The sequence below is a fragment of the Pseudoalteromonas sp. SG45-1 genome (genome assembly GCF_014164135.1).
Taxonomy (GTDB): domain Bacteria; phylum Pseudomonadota; class Gammaproteobacteria; order Enterobacterales; family Alteromonadaceae; genus Pseudoalteromonas; species Pseudoalteromonas distincta.
Window position 1 is genome coordinate 233,208 of record NZ_JACJEP010000002.1, and the last position, 25,898, is coordinate 259,105.

A 25,898-nucleotide genomic window follows, 5' to 3' on the forward strand; every position below is an offset into this window, starting at 1 on the left:
CCAAAATTAATAAAATAATTTATATAGCAGCACATATAATTAAAATTATGTAATGAAAATAAGGACTTAGTTTTCCTTCTATTTTAAGAGGTTTACGTGGTAAAGCTATCAAATACAGAAATTAGAAAGCTAGATGATGCAGCCAGAGCAGGGTGGTTATATTATGTTGGCGGTAACACACAAGATGAAATTGCCAAAAAGCTAAATATATCTCGTCAATCTGCACAAAGAATGGTCGCATTATCTGTGAGCCAAGGATTAATTAAAGTTAGACTTGACCACCCGATTGCTAAATGTATGGATTTGGCCGAAAAATTAAAAAGCCGTTTTGGGTTAGATTCGTGTGAAGTTGTACCGAGCGATCCATCTGAACCTTCGTCTACATTAGGTTTGGCTCAAGCTGGCGCGGCAGAAATAGAACGTCATTTAAAATCAGAACAACCCAAAGTACTTGCTATGGGAACCGGTCGAGTTTTACGTTCATGTGTGGATGAGCTAAGAACCGTTGATTGTCCGCAACATAAAATTGTAGCCATGCTAGGTAATATGGCTTTGGATGGATCGGCTTCACCTTATGATGTTGTAGTAAGAATGGCCGAACACACCAATGCAAAACATTATCCAATGCCATTGCCAGTTTTACCAAGAAGCATTGAAGAAAAAGAACAGTTGCACGCACAACAAAATATTACCGGTAATTTAAAACTCGCTAAAGATGCCGATGTAACATTTGTGGGTATTGGTAGCTTAGGTGAAAAGTCGCCATTACATATAGATGGTTTTATTGATGCGCAAGAACTTAAAGAGTTACAAGATCTGGGTGCTGTTGGTGAAATGATTAGTTGGGTGTTTGATAAAAACGGTAAGCTTTTAGATTGCACAGTTAATCAGCGTGTAGCAAGTACGCCATTAAAAACAAATGCTAACAAACAGATTTATGCGATAGCTGCTGGTGAAGAAAAAGTGTTAGCCATTTTGGGCGCAGTAAGGTCAAACATGATCAGTGGATTAATTACTAACGAATATACAGCTGAGCGTTTACTTAGTATTGATTAAACAAATTGATAAATAAAGTATCTGTATTAGTAATACTAGTTATTGTAATAAAAACACTTAATGTCCGATACCGTCTAGTATTGGACATAGTAAGGGCGCATTTAGGCGCTCTTTCTATATATACATTAACTACCTATAATTTATATTATGTTAAATAGAATAAATAAATACATAACCAAGTTACTCACCTTCATTAATTAACGTATAAACGCGATATTTTGACTATTTAATAAGCATTAACCTACTTATCTTAATAGTTAATGTTTTTCCCATTTACGCTATTAGCTTCTTGAACATATAAAAATACCGCTTGGTTATTAATATATCCAAGCGGTATTAACAATAACTTCCTAGTAGATATTTCATCCAGTAAAATTCAAGATGTTGAATTTAATGGCTTTTTAACTATCCTACTGATGTACTTGCTGAGACTTTAGAATTTTTTATCATTCATAAATTCACTAATAAGCTCAGATACTTTATCTGGATATTCATCAACAACCCAGTGAGCGGCTTTATCTAACCAAATTAATGATGAATTTGGAATGGCTTCTTCTAACATTGGTGCATATTTTGGCTTTTGAAACTTGTCTTCTTCACCCCATAATATGAGTGTTTCATGAGGTAAGCTTTTAAGATCGCCCGCAATAGCTTGTGTATATTCTTTATTGAGCCTGCGCATGTTACTAAATAAAGCGGCTTTTCCTTGCTCGTTGCTCCATGGTTTCAAGTATATTTCCATTAACTCTTCATTCATTACGCTAGAATCGTATACACCTTTAGGCATGAAATCTCTTAATGTATCAACAAATTCAGCTACACTTGTCTTTTCTTCTACACCAGGTTCTAGCAAAGGTTCAAATTCTGGTATTGGCCAAGAATCAAAACATACACTATCTATTAAAACTAATCCGTTTACTTTATCAGGATGATTTACCGCCATTAATTGAGCAACACCACCACCAATATCATGTGCAGCAATATTAACTTTAGAAATACCGAGTTCTTCCATAAACTTACACATTATTCTACATTGCGCATTTATAGATACATCGGTGTTAATTGGCATATCTGATTCACCAAAGTTTAGTAAATCAGGCGCTATTACTCGATGTTCTGATGCGAGTTTGGGCATCACATTTCGCCATAAAAATTTGTTAGTTGGTATGCCATGTATTAATAATAAAGGTGTGCCTTGTCCCATTTCTTGATAAGCAATTTGATGACCTTCTACTGTAACGTACTGTGTTTTGCTCATAATTTTGCCTCGTTAACTTTAAAAATTATAATGTTTAATAAACTATAAAATTAGAATATAACCTTATAAAGCAAATTCCATCCCAAGATGTGCATTTATTAATTATTAAAAAATATTAATGTTTTGAAAGTTAAACCCTTGTGATACGTGGGCTCTAGGCTAAATAAATTTACTAACTTTATAATATTACAGCGTTTAATAATTGAGATTATTAACCGCTTTAAAAAGTGTGAAACGATGACTCGTATACATGCAACAATTACAAAAGCGTAGTTTGTAATAATTTAAAGTAATTATTCTTATTAAAGGATTTTTACAAATTTAAATATATTAAAGGTTCATATACACAAAAACACTAAATAAATATTAGTCTTTAAAAAATTATAATTTAATTTTTTAATAAGCTATAAATAAAAATAGTTAACCGCCCTACTGTTTCTATTTATCATTCCAAGAAAGTTCTAATATTTTCAATTAATACGCTTTGCTTAACTGGCTTTAACAAAAGACCGTTAAACCCAAGCTTCACGTACTTATTATCACTATTTTCGTTTTCACTAAATGTATGAGCTATAATTTTTGTTTCTGATGCGTCAGCATGCTTCCTGATTTTTAGCATTGCATCAGTGCCTGTAAATTGCGGCATTACTATATCCATTAAAATAATATCGTAAATATTTTGAGAAACCATCAATAGCGCCTCTATAGCACTTGATGCGAAATCTATTAAAATATTTTCTTCATTAAGCATTTTTCTTATTACTATTTCTATTAGTAAGTCATCATCTACTAAAAGTAGTCGTTTAGTTTTATTTATTGGCGTTACTTTAAACTCGATAACTTCTGCCATATTTTCATTAATGTTTTTCATTTATTACCCCAGCGGCTTATCTTTTTAAAATACGTGTTATTTGGTTTATTAAAACACCTTGTTTAACTGGCTTTAATAACATGTCATCAAAGCCCTGATTTACATATTTAGATTCTGTATCGGGCGTCGATGTATGCGCAATTATTTTAGTTTTAGAATTATCACTGTGTTTTTTAATTTTTAACATAGCGTCAGTTCCCGACAATTCTGGCATTACTATATCCATTAGAATAATGTCGTAACTATTTTGCGAAACCATCAACATAGCCTCTATCGCACTGCATGCGTAATCTATTATGATATTCTGATCTTTTAGCATTGCCCTAATCACAATTTCTACAAGTGGATCGTCATCAACAAGTAGTAGCGTGTTTTGGTGATTTTTAGTCACTAAACTCGCTTTTACTAAATCAGTATTTAATGAGCTACTTGGTACTTTTTGCACATTGTCTTTATCTTGCTTCGTTACTTTGTTTACCAGCATAGAAAGCGTTATCGTTGATTTATTCGCGTTACTACTTACAGTTATCGCTTTACCACCTAACATTTTAAATATTGAGATAAAAAACTTTAACTCTAATGAAACATCTTTATCATCTATGAGACGTGCTATATCATCACCCGATATACTTTTAAGCTCAGTTATAAAGTAACTACTGTCGATTAAATTGCTTAATGAAAAGTCTAGGTGTAAGTAATTACGGTTACTTTCATTTTTAATCTGAGCGTTAATAGATAGCGTTGTATTATTTGACGAATCCAAAACCTCTGTCACTAACTGAATAACCAATTGAGAAATTAACTTTTCATCGCTTACCACGGTTAACCCAGGCGTAATATTATTTTTAAGAACTATTTTTTTGTTTTCAGCTTCTTTAGTTAAAATCGAAATATTATTATTGATCATATGATTCAGGTTAACGTTTTTGGCCTGCAGTTTTAACTTACCTATTTCCGATTTATTTATATTTACGAGTTGTTGAATTACACTTTCGAGCTGGTCGCATGCATCAGAAATATTCCCCACATTGTTTTTAAATTCGTTAAAGCTTATTGGATCTTTAGATATTTCAACTAATGACTTTAAAGATGATAAAGGCGTTTTTAATTGACGGCTAAGCCTTGTAACAAATTTTTCTTTTAATTGATTTGTCTGTTTTGATTTTTCAAGAACATCAGCGAGTAAACATTCTTTTTGATGTGCCTCTGTATCATCTCTAAAGTAGCAAACGAAACCATTAAAATCTGTATGTCTTTGTAATACAGTTATCCACTTCCCGTCTGTAAAACCTATATCTATTAATTGGTTACGATCATCATCAAGCTTATGATGTTCATGGTAGTGATTTATAATATTATTCTGCTGCGCAATACTTACCAGCTGGCTATACGATAGCTGACTATTTTGTTTATTCACTTGTGCAAATAAAAGGTTAAATGCATTGTTGGTGATCACAGGAAATTCGTGGCTATTAAAAATAGCAAACCCATGCGGCAGTGCATCAAGAGAACTTGAAAAAAGCTCTTCTCTATTGAGTATTAACTGATTTTTTTGTTTTATTTCGTTGTGTAAACGTCTTGGCAAACGTAAAAAATAATACACAAAGGCAAATACACAAAAAGAGATTAACCCTAATCTAATTAAACTATATTTAGTTATTTGTGGGCGTACTATTTTATTCATAGGTTGCACATGTAAGCGCCATGTAGGTGGAAAACGACTACTTAAAGCGCTAATACTATTTTTAATTATACTCGGGCTAACTTCTCCTTGTTTTCCTAAAGTAAACTGTGGTGTTGCTATAAAAACGTTATAATTTTCAGTGTTTAATTTGCCAATAACGGCTTTTAAAAACTTACTTAAATCAAATGCTGTAAGTGTATAAATAGAGCCTTGTTTAATTTTTATTTCAGAAATTAAGAAGGCCGTATCTGCAACAGTAAATACTTCTACTGCTTGTTTATTCGCTCTATTATTGAATTTTTCTAACCAGTTTTTAAATCCATACGCGGCTAAATCAAAATTATTTTTTGACCAAAGTGCAAGTTGGTTATACTCAGAATCAAACACAATATACCCTTTATAAGTTAAGCTTTGTGAAACCTGACTCTGTACTAAATCATTAAGCTGCTCTTTTGTATAGCTATTTTGGCTTTGTAAAAAGCCTGCGATAACTAAATCTTTTTGCGATATATATAATCCTTGATTATCAAATCGCTCTAAAGCATTAAATAACGTTTTACGTAATTGCTGAGTTTGTTCATTGTAATTACTTTGCAGCTCCTTTTTTTCTATAGTATAAAGCAGTAATGCAGTGAATGAGCATAATACTAATGCAATTAAGAATGCCACGGGCGCTAAACTAAATACATGAATATACTTTTCCCCATAATTTTTTTTCACAGGATTAGTACTTTGATTACTTAATGAATCTGAATTTTTATTTAACTGTGTCTGCAATAATTGAGCAAATGAAATAAACTGATTTTTTTGTGAACCTATTAATGTTTTAGGTGCTAAATCAGCCATCAGCACTACGCCAATTAATTTATTAGTGACACTATAAATTGGATATTGTGCATAAAAACGAATTAATTTGTGCGTGTTGTTTGATACATCATCAAAAAAAGTATCTTCAAATAAATATAGTTTTTCTTGTGTGCAGCGTAGTTGATAGCTTAATAACTCATTTTCGACACTTTCTTTATCGTTGCAGGTTATTAACTGCTCTGAATAAACCTCTCTAAAATCGATAAATTTAACAATTGGAACATCATAAAACTGTTTTAGTAGCGTTAGCGTTTCTTTAATTTCTGTTGATATTTCATCAGTTGGTGTATCTGCTAAATTAGCATGTGAGGTAAATATATTTGAGGCGTTCATTGACGTTCTCCTTCCCCTTTTGGGGGAGTATGTATCCACGTTGTCCTGTTTTGGCCGCTATGTACTGGCAGTAAAACTTTAAATGGTGGCGTTAAACTACTAAGAGCAGGTTCGCCTGTGGTGATATTAATTACTTGTTCTGCATTAACTAAATTAAGTGATGTTTTGCAATATGTAATACCTGGCTCAATCCCTATTAAGCTCAGTGTTTCACTAATGATAAGGTTATTTACTAAATCGATACCGACCAGCTCAAATGTGGTTTGTAAAATAGTGAAAACAAGTGTTTCTACAATGTTTTCATCATCTTCTAAGCGTGTACCTTCTGGGCAGCATATTGTGCCAAGCTCTATATCAACGTTTGTGCCTATACCTACTAATGAAAGCGCATTAAGGGCTGTATTTAAAAGCGGTTCTACCTGAGGTAAATATAAATCAAGTATGTCACCTTGCGATTCGTACCCTGTTTGGCATGTATCACACGATTGTGATAAACCTTGATCGCTTGTACCTAAAAGTGGATTTCCTAAAGCTGTTACTCCAACTAAACAACTGCTGTCGGCTGGTTGCTTATCTATTTCAAAGCTTTCACAAGGTGAGCCTGTTACTACTTTTTGGGATACATAACGAGATAGAATTTGTTCACTATTAGCAGGGCATTGTTGTGGCGTGCTTCTTAATAACTGACCAATAACGCTGTTACCTAACTGCCCTATTGCGTAATTTGGACCTTGCTGCAGCGCATTTATATAACTTACATTACCGGTATTATTTAACTTGCTGACACCTTGGCTGTCTGTTGCTTCGTCGCTTAAGCCCTTTAAACACGGGTTACCTTGGCAATTTGGAGCATCGTAATAAACAGCTTCTCGCGAGGTAAACCTATCATCTCGTATGCCTATTAATGCCCTGTACGTGTTGTTTGCTCCACGATCTGTATAAAAAATGAGTGGTGCTTGATGCTCATCAAAACTTACTGCAATACCGAGTGGTCTATTGTTAGCATCAACTACAGTAATTTGATTATCTACCTTAGTTTGATGGCGCTTAATAAGGGCATCCCTTACTAAAATCACCCCACCAATTGAGCCAATAATTAAAATAGTTATAATTAATATAAGCTCAATAGTAAGTATGTACCCTTGTTGATAATGCTTTTTCATATCAGGCTCCTATAACACTTCTACAAGCATTTTAAGTACGTTCATTACTTGTAATGCTGCGGGAAAAAACACCAATACCAAAAACATCGGAAAACAAATTAAGATAATGGGAAAGGTTGTGTGCATCGCTTTTTTGTTTACCTTTTTAGCGAGTAAAATGTTCTTTTTTAAAGCTAGGCCTTCGAGTTGAGCCTCTACTGCTTGGATAAGTGGCGTACCAAGTTTTGACCCTATTAACATTAAGTTTGCGAGTTTTTTAATTCCTAATACGCCGGTTCTTTCAAAAAGTGAATTAAATGCAAATTCACGATCTTTACCTGCACTTAGTTCGAATAAAAATAACTTTAGCTCTTTGTATAATGGGTGTTTTTGACTCAATCCATGATCAACCGCCAGTGCAAATGAACGTTCTAACGAAAACCCGGCGCGCATGTAAACCAGTAACACCCGTAAAAAAAACTCTAAGCTGTTATTTATAGTGGTTTGACGTTGATTTTTACGTAATAAAAACCAGCATTCGGGTGCAAAAAAACACATAAAACACAGTAATAATTTAATCGATTGGCTCAGCTCATACCCTGTTAGCTCTATAACCGTAAATGCACTAAAAGTAGCAGCCAATTTAAAGCAGTACAGGCTTATTAATATTTTATTAATTTGAATCCCTGCTTGTCTTAGTTGACGTTTAGAGATGATAATTAGCGGATACCAGTTAATGTTTTTAGTATCGGGTTTATCTAATTCGACTTTAAGCGATTGCCTATGAATATGGATAAATGAGCCCATACTTACTAAAAGCCCGATAAGTAAAAGTATATCAATCATAATGTTACCCTTAAGCTAAGGCGTAGCCATAAAAAGCCAAATAGCTGACAAAGAAGCGCAACCGTTATAAATGCAATCCCATTAGGATCGTTTAATAATGGTTCAAACCAGGTTGGATCGGTATAGCTAAATAAAGGAATTAGTGCGTAAGGTAAAAAACCACTAAACACAGCAGCGTATTTAGTACCGGAAAGCTTAGCTTTCAGCTGTTGGCGGTCGAGAGTTATTAGCGACATCATGTTGCATACGCTTTTTAGCATGTCGGTCAAATCGCACTGGCTTTGTGTATGTGTAATGATGCTATGAGCAAACAATCTTACGGTTTCGCAGTTGTATCTTTCAATTAATGGGGCAAACGACGTTTCGGCATCACTACCCATGCTCATGCGTTGTATTAGTAAGGTGCTTTGTTTTTTTATATATGGGTCTGCATGTTCATCAGCAAACTGCATTGATTGCTGTAGCGATAGCCCTGTGCTTAAACACGATTGTACGGTTTCAATAAATTCTAAAAAGTGATGCTCAAATTTTGCTAATTTATAATGAGCCAAGTCAATCACAGTTATAAAACAGGTTACAAAAACCACGATTGAAATAATAAACGCGCTGGTTGATGCCTCTGGGTAATATAATTTAGCTAAAAACCAGGAGCTACTAGAGAGCGAGCACGCCATGCTTATAAACCAGGCGTTACTAATATTTAAACCAAGCACTCGTAGTGACAGAGTAAGGACATCTTTTTCTTCTAAAATATCTGCTTTTTTAGTGCTTTGGTTGCTTTTATTATTCACATACAAAGAAGCCAATACACTCGCAGCCAGTACAAAAGTTATAACCGCCGCAATAGCTAATAAATAATCAAGTTTAGTCATTGTTAGCCTCCGGGTTATTGTGCAGTAATGCTTTCAATTCTTGTGCATTTGCGCCTTGACCTTTCATAAACTCAATAACACTTGAGTTATCTATTAAATCACTTTGTACTGGTTCTGCTTCGTTAATACTATAAAGCGGGCTAAATTGTGCCCCGCCATTAACACGCTTAATTTCACCAATACTTTTTAGAGTGCGGATGCCATTAGTTGAGCGAGAAACATGAACTATGAGCTGAATACTCGACGCGATTAGCGAACTTGTATGGGGATCGCTCAGTTGTGCATTGTGTAACTGCACTAAGGTAGATAAACGAATAACGGCATCATTTGCACTGTTAGCATGTATGGTCGTCATCGAACCTTGGTGGCCACAGTTCATTGCTTGGAGCATATCGATTACTTCGCCTGAGCGTACCTCACCTACAAGTATTCTATCTGCGCGCATTCTAAGGGCTGCTTTTACTAAATCTCTTAGGCTTACTGCACCTTTACCATCGCTGTTAGTGTCGTGGGCTTCCAATTGCACAACATGGTTGTGATGCAAATTAAGCTCAGCGCTTTCTTCAATGGTTACAACACGTTCGTTTGGATTAATTGAGTTAGCAAGTACGTTTAATAATGAGGTTTTACCTGCACCTGCATTGCCACACACTAAAATATTAACGCCTGTTTTAACTGCGCTTTTTAAAAATGATAAGATGTTTTTATCTAAAAAATGATTATTAACTAAAAAGTCATCGTTTATTTTTTTATGATTAAACTTACGAATCGATACAATCGCGGCGCTGGTACACGCAGGCGGTACAATAATATGAACTCGGCTACCATCTTTTAGTTTGCCATCAACAATCGGCATAAGCGCATTGACTTGTCGGCCACAACCATCAAGTAAGCGATCAACAAATCGGCGTAAATGGCGTTCGTCATCAAACTTACTGGCAGTGCAAAGTAGTTTGCCTTGTTTATCAATCCATATATCTTGCGTGTCGTTTATTAAAATATCACTAACCTGATCGTCCAGCATAAACTGTGCAATAGGTCCCAAGCCTTGAATTTCATCAAAAACAGCCTGCACAACCTGCTCTTGTTGATGTTGGTTAAATGAAGATTGATTAAATTGTGGAATTTCACTACACAACGCAGAGATTTTTTCGAGAACATTACTTGATAAAAGCGCGGTTGGTTCTTGTTCGTACTCTTCGATAACGGCATCGTGCAATAGCTTTTTAAGCTCTTCAAAGGTACTTAAACTGGTTTGAACTTCTTCATGTTTGCTTGATAAATTAAACATAAAAACTCACTTAGCTACATATACAGCTTCATTTTTAACGCCTTTAACCACTTCGATTGTGCGACTGGTTTGTAAGCGTGAAAAGTTTTGCAAACGACCTTGTTCAATGTCATAAGCGCTATGCACAATAATTGAAACTTTGTCGGCGTTATCTATACCCGCCAACGAATAAACATCTTTTGGAAGTACCGCAAGGACTAACGAAACACCGCCTGTAGCAGAATTAGACTCTTTAGCTAAGTTATCCATTACGCCATTTTTTTCGGCTTGCGATTTAGGGCCTTTTGAAACACCAATGAGCTGTACATCACGGGCAACGGTTCTTACTAGACGATTAGTTTTAGCGACTATGTCGAGTCGGTCACCTTTGTGTATACGCGAAAGCGGAATATCCAAGGTGTTTAGTTTTAAAGTATATAAAACACGCCCTGCTGGTATGGCTTCTGATAAATTTTGGCTTTTCGCTCTGATAAAATCTGTGTCAAATAATGGTTGTTCAACCATTTTATTAGTTGCTAATTTTTGACCAATTAATGCACGTGGGTTTTGAACGCTCAGTGCAATATTTGAATAGTTACTTGGATCTATACTCTTTTGCTCAACATCGTGAACGGTTACTGTTTGACCGGCCGACATATTTTTGTTTACTACCCAAGCTGTTACGCTATTTTCATCGTTTACCTGTCTAATACCCAAAGCCGAAGCTAACATGCCAGAGGTGATGAGTAATGTGAGAGCCGCTGTGGTTGCGCCTTTGTTACTTTTACTTTTCATAATATTCCTCCGGAGTAACTTTCACTGCCACAATTTTGTGGCAGTGAGCCTTAAGCTTGGTATTCAAACCTGGTTACCTTGCGTTAGTTACCTTGTGAGCCGCCTGCCGTTGTACGCGTTGCAGCATCACCACTTGGTGTTGCATTAACAAGTGCGGCACTTTCACTAAAGTCTGATGCAACAAAAGTGAATGAACTACCATCGCCTGCGTACACGTCAACTGAATCTACAAAGCCTGAGCCAGACACTTCAGCTGTACCTTCGGCGTTAATCATCCCGTCAAATACATAGCTTTGGTCAAGTGAGCCAATTGCTTCAGCTACATCTTCAAGTTCGCTGGTTACCGAGTCACGTAATGTAGATAAACCAATTACAAGTGCCGCTACCATTGAAGTAGAAAGAATGATTAGCTCTGACGTTAGTACAAAACCTTTTTGCTTTTTGCTATTTAAGTTATGTTTAATAGTTTTCATAATCGTAGCCTTTAAATTAGAAGAGCTTATGCTCACTTTATATATAGCGAGGACCATGCCAACTAATTAAATCCTTTAAATACATGTGGTTAGTGTGTTTAGATTATTTGTTCTTTAGCTGTTTTTACTTTTGATTTGCAAAATGCAAATCAATATTAAAAAATAATTTTTAGATACTTAATACTAGGGTCTGTTGATCTTTGCGGATTAAAATTTGTTCAAACTAGGGGCTATTTAATCGCGGCGCGAGGTTTGTAACCTAGTGGGCTAAGTAAAAACCGAGCAACAAAGAGTAAATAGCCCCTAGAAAGAACCCTTTGGGCAGCGCCTGTTTGGCATTAATGCTACGTTATCGCCCATTTATGGGGAATAACCACACTACATAGGCTCTGCCTTGCCTAAATACCAAACAGACTGCTGCAAATTTAACCTTGAAAGATCAACAGACCCTAGAGACGTTCTGTTAAATTATTAAAACTAATAGGTATTCAAAAAGGGTTAAATATTAGAAGCAGTCTTGTGGGGTAACTTATAAAACGTATGATTAGCGTAAGCTCTACTACTATTTATGATAAATAATAAAGTGGTTTTGGCTCCTTAATAATGCCAAATTTTAGGTATAAAAAAAGGCCCGAAGGCCTTAAGAATAACAATTACCTAAAACAGAGAGTTTACCGCGCCTAGCAAGTGCTTTTTGATGCGTGGGTTCGACACGTAAAACTTGCTCATAATAGCCACAGGCCAATAAATTATTGGTATTAGCTTCTTCAATTAGGCCTTTATGGTAAAAATAGGCGGTGCTATTTAAACCAAACTTAACCGAAAGCTCTAAATAGTTTGAAGCTACAACGTAGTTACCCTGGGCATAATGTATAGAGGCCATTTGCAGGTATGGTGAAGCATGTGTACCAAAAACATCTACGCCGTATTGGGCAATGCTTTTCGCTTTAGCTAAATTGCCTTGCTCAATTGCTAAAGTGACTCCTAAAGTAATTGCGTTTAACGGCGGGTTAGCTTTATTAAGCAGAGTATTTATAACTTGTTGAGACTGATTAGCACGGCCACTTTTATAAAGTACATATGCCGATATTGAAAGTATTGCCGTGTTATCGGGGTGTTCAAGCATTAACTGATTCACCTCATGCACAAGGTTCAAACAGTCACTTGCATTAATACCTTCGCACTTTAATGGTTGGGCATTTAATTGGTATTTTTTAACTATGTCACCCAGCGCGTTGTAAGGATTTACTGTTGGCTTGTAATCAATATGAGCGCAACCCGATAAAGTAAGCAGTAAAATTATATAAAGTATTTTCATAGCCCTTGCTCCTGTATATAGCTAAGTATCTGGGTGTCTATATTTGCCTGTTCCCACGAACGTAATGTGTTAATTGGTTCACGCACCAGATTTGGAGTTACAACAATTATCAGCTCACGGTTGTTTTCACTTTTGCTGGTTGTTTCACTTAACTTTCCAAGCATACTATTGCCGTTGCCATCAGGTACAAAGTCGTGGCTTGCATTGTTATCAGTGCTAATTAAGCCACCAATGATAAGAGGCTGCCCATCTTTTAAACGCGTTGACGTTTGCATGCTGCGTGTATTAAATGCACTACTGTTTAAACTGCTGCCTGTGCTTTGTGCAATTTCGGCTGTTAACGTGGTATCGGGTAGTGAAATTACTGGGTTTAGATCAAGTGTTATTCTGTCTTTGTCGTCAACCATAGCGCGTACATTTAATTCAACTCCGAATGATTTAAATTCCGTACCGCTAAACACCGACCCACTACTACCTTGCTGACCGCTTGTAATGCCAGATGGGCTATAACTTGTAGGTACAGGTACTTCACCACCGACTTTAAACACGGCACTTTCACCGGCTAAAACCGTGATTGTAGGGCGAGAAAGTGTTCGCGAAATACCTTCTTGTTCAAGTAATGAAAACAACATATCAATGGCAAACTGTGAGGTAGAAAGCTGTAAGTTATTAGTTAATTGACCGCCAATTAATTGCAGCGCATTTTCTATTGTTGCAGAGCCAGATTCGCGATTAGTCATACCGTCACGGCCAAACAAGCCCGCTTCTTTTTCATACCCATTAGAGAGCACGCTAATATCTGGGCGCCATTGCTTTAACCTACGTTGATTTACTTCGTATAATTGTACCGACACACGAACTTGCGGTAAATCTTCAACTTCAATGCTCGACAAAACTTTACCGCCAGCCACTGAAAGAAGCGTTGCTCTTGCAATATTAGAACTCACATTACTTAAGTTTAATCCTGATGTAGCATCGTTTATTAACCCACCCGACTCGTTGGCAAGCACTTCAATACCTGCGCTTTTATCCTGCGTTGCGCCGCCCATTAAATTATTAGGATCAAGAGGAGAGCCCTGAGTTTGTAATGCTTGCTCTGGTTCGAATAATTTATTAATTGTATTTAATAAGCGCACTAGCTTTATTTGATTTTTTACAGAGCCTGACAGTAAAAATACATCGCTATCATCATTTGATAGCTCATCAACCGAGATGCGTTTAATGGTCACTTTATCTGCGCCCATTGATTTAATTACTTCGCTAATACGTTCTTCTTTTGGCTTGGGTGCTTGAGTTACTTTTATTAAATTAATAATAGCGACTTTGCTCGAGTTTTGAGAGGTACCACCGTTTGCGTTACCCAATCCTTGCAAGCGTTGAGCGAGAGAATTAAACATTCCTTGATTAGGGTTTGAGGTAATAACGGGTTGTGATGCTTGTGAGCTACTGGCGTATAGATAGTTTTTTGCAGCTTCATAAGCGGCATGACGATAATTTATAGTAGGTACTTCACCGCGTAATACAACAGCATGGCGATCAGGTGCTATGGTTAGTTGCACGTCAGGGTGAATATCGTTTAAGGCATTTTCCAGTACGCTATAGTCTTCGGTAACACCAAGTAAAAATGTTTCCGAGCTTTTATCGTCGTACCACACCATCATAGATGTACGGCCTAACTTTTTAGCTAAAATTAGTAGCTCGCGACCATTAACCACGTTCACATCAAGCGTTGTTTCGTGGCCAAGTGCTATACGCGAAATATCACGGGTAAACACAAAGCGAGTATGTGTCCATTTAACTAAGTGTGATACTTTTTGTACCCGCTCACCATTTGCATTTTCTATATAATCTAAATGACTTTCACTGCCTACGGCGCTAAAAGATATTAGTAATAGTATAAAAGTAAATTTTAACATAAGCCTTTCCCTCAATTTGCTTAATGTATAGGTAGCAAGTATGAGACCAAACGCTTTTGTATTTATTATCAATGCATTAAGATGTGTAAAAGTGTGTTTTATTATTTTGATTCGCAAATTGCAAATCAATAATTCATGAAGGGTTTAACCAAGAAATGAGAGTAGAGGCAGGTGGCGCAAAGCGAATAAAATTGGCTCTGCGCTAATTTTAGTTAATGCAAAGCAGCTGTAAATGGGATGCTTTCACAGATTTTAGCTTCTGCTGTAAGTAACTCTTCTAGGCGAGTATCAACTTCTTCTTTATCAAAGTATTCGTAAGCAAGCTCTACAAAAAGGTTTTTATGTTTTTCTTCTGACTTGGCAATCGCAACATAAAAGTCTTTTTCTTTACCCTCAGGAAGTGCTTGTGCAACTAAAGAAAAACGCTCGTGACCACGTGCTTCAATTACACCGCCAACCAGTAATCGGTCCATTAAAAAACCATCACGACCATGTCTAAACAGTGCACGTATTTGTTTTATGTACGGGTCTTTTTTGTCGTCACCTAAGTTTACATCGCGCTCTAAAAGTAACTTAAGCACTTGTTTAAAGTGTATTAATTCTTCTAATGCTAAGTCGGTCATGGCTTTTACTAATTTACGTTTGTCTGGGTAATGCGAAAGCATAGACATAGCCATACCCGATGCTTTTTTTTCTGCAGCGGCATGATCTTGTAAAAAAGTATTAAAGTCAGCAAGGACAACTTCGGTCCATTCAAATGGGGTGTGGTATTTTAATTCAAACATGTTCTGTACAACTTAAATAATAATGCGGGGATTTTAACGTATTTGATTTAAAAAATCTTGTAAGGCAGTAATTTATCTATGCGCCCTTTAGCCGTAGACTCAACTTTTAACGGGTGCTTAATATCGTTCCATGCGGTGACTTTTCCGCCCACATTCATTTTTTCAAAATCAGTTTTATCACTTTCTAACCCTAAAAAATTACACAACTTTTTGTAACTATTAGGCTTTGCTATATCAATGGATAAAAAATCGTCGTCACGGTTATTAAAGTACGTTTGAGCATCATTAAAATGTGTATCATAACAGTCTGCTAAGTAACTATCGTCGCTAATATTATCAAGCGAAAGCTCACTAAACGTATTTAAATAACAGCGTTTTATATGAATATTAAAGCCCCCGTCGCCGCGCGTTAAATTAGTGTGCATACGCGTTAAAAGCTGCTTTATTGAAGGTAGCCATGCACTCAATTCGCGCTCTAAATAAATAAACTTAGAGTCTGGGTAATGAATATCAAGTGCTTTAAAGTCGTTAAATATGGGAGTGTCGGCAATCGCGTTAGCATTTTCAAAACAAGCATTAGTATACGCGGTATGCGCCGTTGTAATGCCGAGCTCTAAAAATGCGTGGCACACACTGGTTGTGCCGGTACGCGGTAAACCTATTATAAATATTTTGCTCATTAGCTTTTCTTTAATTAGCCACGTGTTACTAGTAATACAAAGGCGCTGATAATCATGACTAAAAATGTAGTAATAGTACCAATTTGGCGATATTTAAGGCTTTTTTCTACTATGCCTAAATTTTGAAACACACGCCCTACTAATAACGCACCACCTAATATATGGCAGTAATGGCTAGCAAGCCCTTGGTACTCTGCTAAAAAAAGCAAAATTAAAGCAAATGGCACGTATTCCATAAAATTTGCGTGGGCACGCACAGCACGTTGTAGCGTTGCATTACCGTTATCACCAAGCGATATTTGCTCCGCACGGCGCACTTTTATTACGTTAAAGCTTAAATAAATGTAAAAGAATGCGAGTAATGCAGCATAAGTTGAAATGATCACGGCGTTTTCCTGTTATTTTTATCGCATAAATATGCGCTCTATTATTGTGGGCGTGATAATAACACATAAATTTGAGCAGCATTATCAGAAGTTTAATAATTGCCTATGCTAAGCTAGAGGTATTAAGTTAGTAGAAAATACATAAGGATTTTATGTTTGTACCTCGTAAAGTAGCCGACAGTTACCGTGAAATGATTAACAGTATTGGCTTTTACCCTTCGATGCTTTCAGTGGGCTTTTTGGTATTTGCCATTATTACTATGTCGGTTGAATATTTAGCCCCTGTTGAGCAGCTAAAATCGTTTATATCGGTTGTACTTGTAGATAGCGCCGAAAACGCGCGGACTATTTTAAGCACTTTAGCGGGGAGTATTATTTCGCTTACCGTGTTTAGTTTTTCAATGGTAATGGTCGTTTTAAATTCGGCCAGTGCGAGTTTATCGCCCCGCGTAGTGCCTGGGCTTATTACGCGTAAATCACATCAAATGGTTTTGGGCTTTTATTTAGGCAGCATAATTTACTCCATTATTATGCTTATAAATATTAATAAACTTGAAGGTGGCAGTACGGCTATTCCTTCAATTGGTGTGTTGTTCGCACTTGTTTTTGGATTGATTTCATTAGGTTTATTTGTATTTTTTATACATTCAATCTCTCGTGCCATTCAGGTTGATAACGTATTAAATGGCTTGTTTAGCCAAACTAAAAACGAAATTAAAACAATAATACAAAGACAACAAGAGAACCCAGTTGAAGACTTTCCAGACTTTAGTAAGTGGTATTCGGTTAGCAGTAAAACAGAGGGATATTACAAAGGCGTGCAAACCGATAAGCTGTGTGCCATTTTGGCAGAGCAAGATATAAAGGTGTATATCTCTGTTAACCAAGGCTACTTTACAGTTAAAGGCTATCCGTTTTTAAAGTGTAATAAAGACATATCAAACGATGAAGAGCTGATAAATAAAATTCTCGACTGTTTTATTTTTTATATAGAAGAGTACATTAGCGATCATTACCGTTATGGGTTAACGCAAATATCTGAGATTGCAGTTAAGGCAATGAGCCCGGGCATAAACGATCCAGGTACTGCGGTTAAATCAATTGATATGCTGAGTATTTTACTTATTCAACGGCTGTCAATTAACGATATTAACTACTCGTTTAAGCACAGTGATAATGCCCCATTGTTGTACCTTCATGAAACAAGCTTTGATGAGTTATTACACGACAACTTTACACCGCTGCGTAATTACGCCAAAGGCGATGCATACGTAATGACAAACGTGCTTGAGGCATTCAAAAATATTTTGTTTGTAGCCCATAAAGATACCGATGCACGAAACAGTTTATTTAATTATTTAAATGCGATTGTTGATGACATAAATGAACATGTAACTAATGAATACGACAGACGCGAAGTGACTAATATGCTCAACTCTATAGCGCGTATCAGCCAAGAGCAAGGTGAGAAGTTGGTGGCACGTTTTGAGCACCACCAAAAATAAAAACTTAAAACATAGTTTAATCTATGTAGTACACAGCGTAGCTTGACGCTGTTACTTTAATCTCTCCAGCATGGTAGGCATCAGGTACATAGTTACTTGGTGCGCTATCAGCCATCATTACTTTTTCTGCGCGCATATAAGGCTGCGACTGCACATTGAGTGGACTTAGTGACGCGCTGTATAATCCTTTTAAATCAACGTCATAATCTTCACTAAACTCTTTTGCAGCATCCCGTGCGTCTTTAATTGCTAACTTTTGCGCTTTTTTATGCAGCTCGTTGTAGTTGCTTGCTAAAAATTGCGTTTGATTAATTTCGTTAATACCGTTGTTAACTAAGCTTTGTAGTAACTCAGGGTATTTATTTATATCGCTGAGTTTTACTGTTAACGTACGAGAAACCTTAAAGCCTTTAAATTCTTGATTACCGGTAGTGCGGTTGTATTGGCTATCACGGTTTATTGAAATTTGCCCTGCGTTTATATCTCCCTCTTTAACACCAATCTCTTTTACGAGCTTAATTGCCTTGGCGATAGTTAAGTCGGTTTTATTTTTAGCAGCAATTAAGTCTTTATCAACTTCGGTAATACCTACACTAAGCTGTACGTAATCTGGCATTGTAGTAAGAGTCGCTTCGCCCTTAACATAAATATGAGGAGCATCGGGAGTCGCTGCCGCAAGTGCATCAAAGCTAAGTACGTTTAAAGCCAGTGCACTACCTAAAACAAGAGTCAGTGTTTTCATTAAGTCGATCCTTTAATTATGTAAAAGCAAGTAAACACCGTACGTGGTTAATTAAATATGAACAAGCACAAAAAAACAGGCAATTGCCTGTTTTTTGTTAAGCGTTGTAACTAATGCTATTACGCCATTTACTTTTAATTACTTATAAACTTAATTAAACACTACAACGTTTATAGTTACGGTATTTTGGTAACCAGTAATTTTTGTCGATTGCTGCCCATAATGCGTCATCCGTAATCTCAAGAGCAACGCCCTCTTCGATTGCCTTTTTAGCGATGGCAAATGCAATACGTTTACTTAGCGTTTCAATTTCCGTAAGGGCTGGTAATAAACTACCTTTACCTGTGTTTGCACGCGGCGACGACTCTGCAAGCATTTCGCTAGATACACTTAACATTGCATCTGTAATGCGTGTCGCTTTAGCGGCAATAACACCTAAACCAATACCCGGGAAAATATAGCTATTGTTACATTGTGGGATTGGGAAAATTTCACCGTTGTGTTCTACCGGATCAAACGGGCTGCCTGTTGCAACAAGCGCTTTACCGTCAGTCCACTTAATCACATCAGCAGGATGCGCTTCTACCTGCTTAGATGGATTACTTAATGGGAAAATAATTGGCTGTTCACAACCGGCATGCATAGCGCGTATTACTTGTTCTGTAAATAAGCCAGGTTGACCAGAAACACCAATCAAAATGTCAGGCTCAGCACAGTGCATAACATCAAGAAGTGATGCGTACTCGCCGCTGTATGTCCAATCACTTAAAGAGCCTGTAGGTTGTGCAAGTGCTTGTTGGAAATCGCGTAAGCCTTCCATACCCTCACTAAGCAAACCAAAACGGTCAACCATAAATATTTGGCTACGCGCTTGTGCTTCTGAAATACCCTCAAAAACCATTTGGCTAATAATTTGCTCAGCAATACCACAACCAGCAGAGCCTGCACCCACAAAAACTACTTTTTGCTGGCTTAGGGTTGAATTTTTAACACGACACGCAGCAAGTAAAGAACCGACCGTTACAGCCGCAGTACCTTGAATGTCATCGTTAAAGCTACAAATTTCATTGCGGTAGCGCTTAAGTAATGGCATTGCATTTGGCTGTGCAAAATCTTCAAACTGAAGTAATACATTTGGCCAGCGACGTTTAACCGCTTTAATGAATAAATCTAAAAACTCATCGTATTCGTCTTGAGCAATTCGCTTATGGCGTGCGCCCATGTACATAGGATCGTTTAAAAGCTTTTCGTTATTAGTACCCACATCAAGCATTACAGGCAATGTGTATGCTGGGCTTATACCACCACACGCTGTGTAAAGTGACAATTTACCAATTGGAATACCCATGCCACCAATACCCTGATCGCCAAGGCCTAAAATACGCTCGCCATCGGTTACAACAATAACTTTTACTTTACCTTTGGTAGCGTTGCGTAAAATGTCGTCAATTTGGTAGCGATCTTCATACGAAATAAATAAACCACGTGCGCTGCGATAAATGTCAGAGAATTTTTCACAAGCATCGCCCACTGTCGGTGTGTAAATGATTGGCATCATTTCTTCAAGGTGGTCACGTACTAAACGGTAGTAAAGTGTTTCGTTGTTATCTTGAATCGCACGTAAGTAAATATGCTTATTAAGGTTGTCGGTAAAGCTAGAATACTGCTGATAACAACGCTCAACTTGCTCTTCTATTGTTTCAAAGCGAGGAGGAAGTAAACCAGCAAGATTGAAATTTTCGCGTTCTTTTTTACTAAAGGCGCTGCCTTTATTTAATAGCGGTGTTTCAATTAGGCCAGGGCCAGAATGATGAATATATAAGTAGTTAGGATCAGTATTAGTTGTCATATTTCCAGGCTTTAACGGAGTCTTAAGTTATGATCTGTCATTATCAGTGTTAGAGGTTTAATTGCAACGACAATTAAGCTAGTCAGACCATTGAGAGAAAATACATGCGGGCTTCACTGCCCGCATGTATATTATACATAATTTAAAATTTGATAGTGGCGTTATTATCAGTTAAATCAGATAACGCAACACCTTCACGGCGCGGATCAGCGCCACCATATAAGGTATTATTTTTAACTTCAACTGCGTGTAAGCCTGAATTTAAATCAATAATACGTACATTGTGGCCGCGTTTAGTAAGCGCAGGCGCAATGGCTTCAATAGCTGTGCCTTTTTCAAGGCTGGTATAATCGTTACGATTTGTTGTACGCGGTAAGTTAATAGCGTCTTGCGCTGATAAATTCCAGTCAATAACACCCACAACAACTTGTGCAACGTAATCTATGATACGACTACCGCCAGGTGAGCCTACAATTAAACGTAAGCTGCCATCTTTATTAAATACCATTACCGGTGACATAGAGCTACGCGGGCGTTTACCAGCCTCTACACGGTTTGCTACAAGCTTGCCGTTTTTACGTGGCGATAACGAAAAGTCAGTTAGTTGGTTATTTAAAATAAAGCCATTAACCATAACCGTGGAGCCAAACGCCATTTCAATTGAACTAGTCATCGAAACGGCATTACCTTTACTATCTACAATAGAGACATGAGAAGTAGAAGGTAACTCGTATGAATCATCCATTGCATAACTTAGGTACCCTACTGGATTACCGGCTACGGCTTTTTGGTCTGTTTCGGTAATTAATTTAGCGCGTGAGGCAATGTAATCTTTGTTTAATAGCTCTTTTGTAGGTACTTGCGTGAAATCGGGATCGCCCATGTACATATCGCGATCGGCAAATGCAATACGCGAAGCTTGGCTAAAGTAATGAATCGCCTTTTCGCCATTTGGTTTAAGTGCGCTCATATCTTTATGCTCAAGTAGGCCAAGCATTTGTAGCACAGCTACACCGCCACTACTTGGTGGCGCCATAGAACACACGTTATAAGCACGGTATTGTATACATACCGCATCGCGTTCTTTACTTTTGTAATCTGCTAAATCTTGCACACTTAATTTACCAGGGGCTATTTTAGAGTGCTGTACAGCATTAACCATTTGTTTTGCATTTTCGCCTTTGTAAAATGCATCAATGCCCTGCTTTGCAATGTCTTTGTATAAATCAGCAAGCGGTTGATTCTTTTTAACACTACCTACTTCAATTAACTTACCATTTGGGTAAAAGTATTCGTTAATAATCGGCATACTCAACACGCCTGGGTTTAACTGGCGTGCTAATAAGCCATGTAAACGCGGCGAAATTACAAAGCCTTGCTCTGCAAGTTCAATAGCCGGTTTAAAAAGCGCTTCCCACGGCAATGTACCGTATTGTTTATGCGCGCTTGCAAAGGCATGTAAAATACCAGGCACACCAACAGAGCGTCCGCCTACTACGGCTTCAATCCATTTAACGGCTTTGCCGTGCTTATCTAAAAACAGCGTTTCGTCTGCATTTGCAGGTGCTGTTTCGCGGCCATCAAAACTAGTCAATTTATTGTTAGCTTTGTTGTAATACATCATAAATGTACCACCGCCAATACCTGATGATTGCGGTTCAACTAAAGTAAGCACTAGTTGAGTAGCAATCGCAGCATCTACGGCACTGCCACCTTGGGCTAAAATTTGTTGACCGGCTCTTGAGGCATATGGATTTGCCGCAGCAACCATGTATTTATTACCCTGCACTACTTCTTTATGGATTAATCCGGTAGCGGCTTCAGGTTCGCGAGTTTCAATTTGAGTTGCTTGCTGTGCAAATGAAGGCAGTGATACTGCGCACAGTCCAATGGCAAATAATGAGTTAAGTTTAAAATGCATAAAAATACTAAAAACACTTAATTACGTAGTTGTATTTGGCATCTTAAAGTTAAACGGGCACAATATGCAAAAATTTTGACTAAAAAAATATAATAAAATGCTTAATTTACCTATTCAACCTCGTTATATATTACCGCCTATTATTTTGCTGCTTTTTAGTACCATTTTTGCTGCATTTGATTTAAATAGTTTACTTGAATTTAACCGAAGCCTAATTGATGATGGCGAACTGTGGCGAATCTTTTCTAGCCAATTTGTTCATGCTAATTGGGCTCATTTGGGACTAAATGCCAGTGGTGTTTTACTAATATGGTTACTACATGGCGAATACACATCACCTACTCGTTACGCCGTTAATATAAGTGCGCTGGCACTGTGGTGTGGACTTGGCGTGTATTGGTTTTGCCCAAGCATACATATTTATACCGGATTAAGTGCTCTGCTGCATGGCGTAATTATTTGGGGGGCAGTTAAAGATATAACTGTAGGGCTTAAGTCGGGGTATTTATTATTTATAGGCGTATGGATTAAAATAGCGTTTGAGCAATTTAGCGGCCCTAATGCTGATATAGGAAAGCTTATTAACTCCACTGTGGCTATTGATGCACATTTAATTGGTGTAATTGGCGGGACTCTGCTTGCCATACCACTGGTTATAGAGCTCTTTAAAAAGAAAAAATAAAGTTAGATTTTGTTCAACCCAATAAAAACGCCGCATTAGTTAACTAAACCAATGCGGCGTTTTTGTTTTTATAATTAAAGCTTAAAGCGTTTCTTTAAATAATTTATGAATACGGCGGTATTCGTCTAACCAGCTTGAAGGCTGTACAAAGCCATGCGGTTCAACAGGGAATATAGCTGTTTCAAAGTTTTGTTTTTCAAGCTCTATTAAGCGCTGTACTAAACGCACTGAGTCTTGAAAAAACACGTTATCGTCAACCATTGGGGCATTAATTAATAAACGTTTGTTTAAGCCCTCAGCGTAATAAATTGGCGAGCTGCGCTCATACGCAATCGGGTCAACATCAGGATGGTTTAATATATTAGCTGTATAACCTGTATTGTAATGTGCCCAATCGGTAACAGGTCTAAGTGCCGCACCCGATTGAAACAACTCAGGCGCGGTAAACAATGCCATAAAGGTCATAAAGCCGCCGTAAGAGCCACCATAAGTGCCGACTGCTTTGGTATCAACGTTGGCATTTTGCGCCATCCATTTAACGCCATCGGCTAAATCTTGTGTTTCAGGCGTTCCCATTTGACGATAAATTGCGGTGCGCCAATCACGCCCGTAACCTTTAGATGCGCGGTAATCCATATCCATTACTATGTAACCTTCATCAGCGAGCAATGAATGAAACATAAATTCACGAAAATAAACCGAAAATCCCATATGTGAGTTTTGTAAGTAACCCGCGCCGTGGTTAAAAATAACTGCTTTGCGATTTTTACCTACTTCACCTTCTACGTAATCAGCTGGGTAGTACACTTTTGCGTATATTGGTTGTTCGGTATGGCTCGATGGCACAGCAACAATTTTAGGTGCAGTTAGCTTTTTAGCTAAAAACTCATCCGACACTGTATGAGTTAATCGCGTTGCTTTTGTATTGGCTTGTGCGTCAGCTACATAAAGCTCATTAGGCATCGTAATTGTAGAGTGCTTAAGGAGTAACTTAGTTTCATCTGGGCTCAACGTGTAATCGGTCATGCCGTTTAAGTCAGTAACTTGCTCACTCTTACCAGTTTGCGGGTTAACGCGGTAAATTTCGTACAGACCTGGGTGTTCAACATTCGCTTTATAATAAATTGCGCTGTCGTCACTTGTAAGCGTTAAGTTAGAAACCTCAAATTGGCCTTGTGTTAGCGCGGTTGCACTACCATTAACTGGTTTTTTATAAAGCTGGCTGTAACCCGACTCTTCCGATAGGTAATAAAGCGTGTTCGAGTTATGTAACCACCCAAAGTCGTTAAACGCATAAGCAATCCATGCGTCGTCATGCAGGCGATGTTGCGACACAAGTTTGTTGTTTTTAAAATCTACAGTAGCAAGCCAACGGTCTTTGTTGTCCCATGCTTCGAGCATGATAGCCACTTGCGAGCCGTCATCGTTCCATACTATTGGGCTTTGCTCAAAACCCCAGTCCATAATAAGGTTAATACCACGAGGTGCCTTTTTAGACTTATATGTTTTACCATCACGTGCATAATTTTCTTTTTTAACTGCGGCTAAAACATCTTCGTCAAAGCCCGGTAAGGTATTAAAGCTAAGTGATGTTTGCTCTTTGTTAGTTAAATTGATGTAGACAAGCTTTGAGGTTTCTTCTTTAGCGTCGGCTACACGGCGGCGTGCTTTTTTAGGTTCTATAGTGGCGTCATTTGTAATGTAGTTAGGCATAATATCGCCATCACCACGCCAGTCTGTTTGCTTTTGTACAACGACTAACAGCGCATCACCATTTGGCGAAAGCTGCGCTTCTGCAACGGTATTTCCTTCGCCTAAGTAATAAGCTGTGTTAGCAATTGAATCGTTTTGTTCATTAATTTGCTCACTGCGTGCTTGCTTATCTTTTTTATTTTTTTGTTGAAGCGCTACAAATTTAATCAATTTATGCTGCTCTTTAGCAATATACGTGCTTGGCTCTTCAATACCTTTTGGCTCATCAGCAAGTTTTAAGTTAGCAAGCTCGCTCGTTAAGCCTGTTTTTAAATCAACTTTAAAAAATACATTGCCTTGGCGGTAAACTAAATCGCCATTATTTAAAAATTGTGGCTTTGACTCGTTTGCTGATGTAGCTGTAATTTGTTTAAGTTCGCCGGTTTTTAGGTTTTTAACAAATACATTGCCTTTAAATGTGTAGGCCGCCATTGTTTTATTTTTAGAATAAACGGCTTTATTTGAACCCACAGTATGAAGTTTATTAAGAGCTACTTGCTCTGCTGTTTGGCTAGTAACAGATTGGCTAAATAAATTGCGTAATGTATTACCTTGCTCTTTTTGAGCATAAATAATAGTAGACGAATCGCTCGCCCAGTAAGCACCCTCTGGCTGATTACCCATCCAATCCGGATCGGCCATTGCTTGTTCTAGCGTTATTTTTTGTGAGCCGATATCTGCTGGCGTGTTTACAACCGCAGCAATTTTAGTTGCTGGTAAAGCACTTTGCTGTGTTGAAGAGGTATTAGCGGTAGCGCTACAACCTGCAAGCATAACACTTGAGGCAACAGCTAAGGCCACTAACGTTTTAGATGAAGAAAGATTAAAAATCATAGTGCTTCTATACGGTTATTATAATTAAGCCGTATTTAAGCAGAAGCACTTAAGTTATTGC

At 37.5% G+C, this 25,898-nt stretch carries 21 protein-coding genes; 3 read left to right on the forward strand and 18 right to left on the reverse strand.

Annotated elements, in window-relative coordinates:
• The first annotated feature begins 96 nt into the window (after window positions 1-96).
• Complete coding sequence (locus tag H5117_RS03395; RefSeq protein WP_002960874.1) at window positions 97-1,056, forward strand: sugar-binding transcriptional regulator; 960 nt, start codon at window positions 97-99, stop codon at window positions 1,054-1,056.
• A gap of 433 nt (window positions 1,057-1,489) precedes the next feature.
• On the opposite strand, the gene H5117_RS03400 is transcribed toward H5117_RS03395, so the two are convergent.
• From H5117_RS03400 to H5117_RS03465, 14 genes are all read right to left on the reverse strand, one after another.
• Window positions 1,490-2,314, reverse strand: coding sequence for an alpha/beta fold hydrolase (locus tag H5117_RS03400; protein ID WP_182736151.1), 825 nt, complete (start codon window positions 2,312-2,314; stop codon window positions 1,490-1,492).
• A gap of 445 nt (window positions 2,315-2,759) precedes the next feature.
• Window positions 2,760-3,185 (reverse strand): response regulator, encoded by a 426-nt coding sequence (locus tag H5117_RS03405; RefSeq protein ID WP_182736153.1) that lies wholly within the window; start codon window positions 3,183-3,185, stop codon window positions 2,760-2,762.
• A gap of 16 nt (window positions 3,186-3,201) precedes the next feature.
• The gene (locus tag H5117_RS03410; protein WP_182736155.1) at window positions 3,202-6,069 is read right to left on the reverse strand and encodes a hybrid sensor histidine kinase/response regulator; all 2,868 of its coding nucleotides are present in this window, start codon (window positions 6,067-6,069) and stop codon (window positions 3,202-3,204) included.
• The gene (locus H5117_RS03415) at window positions 6,066-7,232 is read right to left on the reverse strand and encodes a hypothetical protein (protein ID WP_182736156.1); all 1,167 of its coding nucleotides are present in this window, start codon (window positions 7,230-7,232) and stop codon (window positions 6,066-6,068) included. Before H5117_RS03415 ends, H5117_RS03410 begins: the two co-directional genes overlap by 4 nt.
• A gap of 9 nt (window positions 7,233-7,241) precedes the next feature.
• Window positions 7,242-8,057, reverse strand: a complete 816-nt coding sequence (locus H5117_RS03420) for a type II secretion system F family protein (RefSeq protein WP_182736158.1) — start codon at window positions 8,055-8,057, stop codon at window positions 7,242-7,244.
• Complete coding sequence (locus H5117_RS03425; RefSeq protein ID WP_182693151.1) at window positions 8,054-8,929, reverse strand: type II secretion system F family protein; 876 nt, start codon at window positions 8,927-8,929, stop codon at window positions 8,054-8,056. The genes H5117_RS03420 and H5117_RS03425 overlap by 4 nt, the downstream gene beginning before the upstream one ends.
• Window positions 8,922-10,220 carry a CpaF family protein gene (locus tag H5117_RS03430; protein ID WP_182736160.1) on the reverse strand — a complete coding sequence of 433 codons (1,299 nt, stop codon included), beginning with the start codon at window positions 10,218-10,220 and terminating at the stop codon, window positions 8,922-8,924. The genes H5117_RS03425 and H5117_RS03430 overlap by 8 nt, the downstream gene beginning before the upstream one ends.
• A gap of 6 nt (window positions 10,221-10,226) precedes the next feature.
• Window positions 10,227-10,994, reverse strand: a complete 768-nt coding sequence (locus H5117_RS03435) for a hypothetical protein (RefSeq protein WP_002960857.1) — start codon at window positions 10,992-10,994, stop codon at window positions 10,227-10,229.
• Window positions 10,995-11,077: 83 nt separating this feature from the next.
• Entirely contained in the window at window positions 11,078-11,467 is a 390-nt protein-coding gene (locus tag H5117_RS03440; protein ID WP_101216677.1) for a hypothetical protein, read from the reverse strand.
• A gap of 640 nt (window positions 11,468-12,107) precedes the next feature.
• On the reverse strand, window positions 12,108-12,785 hold the full coding sequence (locus tag H5117_RS03445; protein WP_138489063.1) for a lipopolysaccharide assembly protein LapB: 678 nt from the start codon (window positions 12,783-12,785) through the stop codon (window positions 12,108-12,110).
• Window positions 12,782-14,701 (reverse strand): pilus assembly protein N-terminal domain-containing protein, encoded by a 1,920-nt coding sequence (locus H5117_RS03450; RefSeq protein WP_182736162.1) that lies wholly within the window; start codon window positions 14,699-14,701, stop codon window positions 12,782-12,784. Before H5117_RS03450 ends, H5117_RS03445 begins: the two co-directional genes overlap by 4 nt.
• Before the next feature lie 212 nt (window positions 14,702-14,913).
• Entirely contained in the window at window positions 14,914-15,486 is a 573-nt protein-coding gene (locus tag H5117_RS03455; RefSeq protein ID WP_165743839.1) for a tRNA-(ms[2]io[6]A)-hydroxylase, read from the reverse strand.
• Window positions 15,487-15,533: 47 nt separating this feature from the next.
• Complete coding sequence (locus H5117_RS03460) at window positions 15,534-16,166, reverse strand: sulfotransferase (RefSeq protein WP_182711250.1); 633 nt, start codon at window positions 16,164-16,166, stop codon at window positions 15,534-15,536.
• Between the two features lie 14 nt (window positions 16,167-16,180).
• Entirely contained in the window at window positions 16,181-16,552 is a 372-nt protein-coding gene (locus H5117_RS03465) for an MAPEG family protein (protein ID WP_002962524.1), read from the reverse strand.
• Between the two features lie 152 nt (window positions 16,553-16,704).
• Here H5117_RS03465 and H5117_RS03470 point away from each other — a divergent pair, with 152 nt between their 5' ends.
• Entirely contained in the window at window positions 16,705-18,057 is a 1,353-nt protein-coding gene (locus tag H5117_RS03470) for a DUF2254 domain-containing protein (protein WP_182736164.1), read from the forward strand.
• 16 nt (window positions 18,058-18,073) lie between these two features.
• Here the strand turns inward: H5117_RS03470 and H5117_RS03475 are convergent, their stop codons facing one another.
• The 3 genes from H5117_RS03475 to ggt form a co-directional block, all read right to left on the reverse strand.
• A complete protein-coding gene (locus H5117_RS03475) occupies window positions 18,074-18,799 on the reverse strand; it encodes an SIMPL domain-containing protein (RefSeq protein ID WP_024596616.1) in 726 nt (241 codons plus the stop codon).
• Between the two features lie 154 nt (window positions 18,800-18,953).
• Window positions 18,954-20,648 carry an NAD-dependent malic enzyme gene (locus H5117_RS03480; protein ID WP_182736166.1) on the reverse strand — a complete coding sequence of 565 codons (1,695 nt, stop codon included), beginning with the start codon at window positions 20,646-20,648 and terminating at the stop codon, window positions 18,954-18,956.
• A gap of 142 nt (window positions 20,649-20,790) precedes the next feature.
• Window positions 20,791-22,569, reverse strand: a complete 1,779-nt coding sequence (gene ggt / locus H5117_RS03485; RefSeq protein ID WP_182736167.1) for a gamma-glutamyltransferase — start codon at window positions 22,567-22,569, stop codon at window positions 20,791-20,793.
• A gap of 97 nt (window positions 22,570-22,666) precedes the next feature.
• Here ggt and rrtA point away from each other — a divergent pair, with 97 nt between their 5' ends.
• Window positions 22,667-23,251 carry a rhombosortase gene (rrtA, locus tag H5117_RS03490; RefSeq protein WP_182194594.1) on the forward strand — a complete coding sequence of 195 codons (585 nt, stop codon included), beginning with the start codon at window positions 22,667-22,669 and terminating at the stop codon, window positions 23,249-23,251.
• A gap of 81 nt (window positions 23,252-23,332) precedes the next feature.
• Here the strand turns inward: rrtA and H5117_RS03495 are convergent, their stop codons facing one another.
• Window positions 23,333-25,837: a prolyl oligopeptidase family serine peptidase gene (locus H5117_RS03495; protein ID WP_182736168.1), complete on the reverse strand. Its 2,505-nt coding sequence runs from the start codon at window positions 25,835-25,837 to the stop codon at window positions 23,333-23,335.
• Between the last annotated feature and the right edge of the window lie 61 nt (window positions 25,838-25,898).

Coding starts and splice junctions, on each gene's coding strand:
- H5117_RS03400 (WP_182736151.1), bottom strand. CDS start 2,314: ATGAGCAAAACACAGTACGTTACAGTAGAAGGTCATCAAATTGCTTAT.
- H5117_RS03405 (WP_182736153.1), bottom strand. CDS start 3,185: ATGAAAAACATTAATGAAAATATGGCAGAAGTTATCGAGTTTAAAGTA.
- H5117_RS03410 (WP_182736155.1), bottom strand. CDS start 6,069: ATGAACGCCTCAAATATATTTACCTCACATGCTAATTTAGCAGATACA.
- H5117_RS03415 (WP_182736156.1), bottom strand. CDS start 7,232: ATGAAAAAGCATTATCAACAAGGGTACATACTTACTATTGAGCTTATA.
- H5117_RS03420 (WP_182736158.1), bottom strand. CDS start 8,057: ATGATTGATATACTTTTACTTATCGGGCTTTTAGTAAGTATGGGCTCA.
- H5117_RS03425 (WP_182693151.1), bottom strand. CDS start 8,929: ATGACTAAACTTGATTATTTATTAGCTATTGCGGCGGTTATAACTTTT.
- H5117_RS03430 (WP_182736160.1), bottom strand. CDS start 10,220: ATGTTTAATTTATCAAGCAAACATGAAGAAGTTCAAACCAGTTTAAGT.
- H5117_RS03435 (WP_002960857.1), bottom strand. CDS start 10,994: ATGAAAAGTAAAAGTAACAAAGGCGCAACCACAGCGGCTCTCACATTA.
- H5117_RS03440 (WP_101216677.1), bottom strand. CDS start 11,467: ATGAAAACTATTAAACATAACTTAAATAGCAAAAAGCAAAAAGGTTTT.
- H5117_RS03445 (WP_138489063.1), bottom strand. CDS start 12,785: ATGAAAATACTTTATATAATTTTACTGCTTACTTTATCGGGTTGCGCT.
- H5117_RS03450 (WP_182736162.1), bottom strand. CDS start 14,701: ATGTTAAAATTTACTTTTATACTATTACTAATATCTTTTAGCGCCGTA.
- H5117_RS03455 (WP_165743839.1), bottom strand. CDS start 15,486: ATGTTTGAATTAAAATACCACACCCCATTTGAATGGACCGAAGTTGTC.
- H5117_RS03460 (WP_182711250.1), bottom strand. CDS start 16,166: ATGAGCAAAATATTTATAATAGGTTTACCGCGTACCGGCACAACCAGT.
- H5117_RS03470 (WP_182736164.1), top strand. CDS start 16,705: ATGTTTGTACCTCGTAAAGTAGCCGACAGTTACCGTGAAATGATTAAC.
- H5117_RS03475 (WP_024596616.1), bottom strand. CDS start 18,799: ATGAAAACACTGACTCTTGTTTTAGGTAGTGCACTGGCTTTAAACGTA.
- H5117_RS03480 (WP_182736166.1), bottom strand. CDS start 20,648: ATGACAACTAATACTGATCCTAACTACTTATATATTCATCATTCTGGC.
- ggt (WP_182736167.1), bottom strand. CDS start 22,569: ATGCATTTTAAACTTAACTCATTATTTGCCATTGGACTGTGCGCAGTA.
- rrtA (WP_182194594.1), top strand. CDS start 22,667: ATGCTTAATTTACCTATTCAACCTCGTTATATATTACCGCCTATTATT.
- H5117_RS03495 (WP_182736168.1), bottom strand. CDS start 25,837: ATGATTTTTAATCTTTCTTCATCTAAAACGTTAGTGGCCTTAGCTGTT.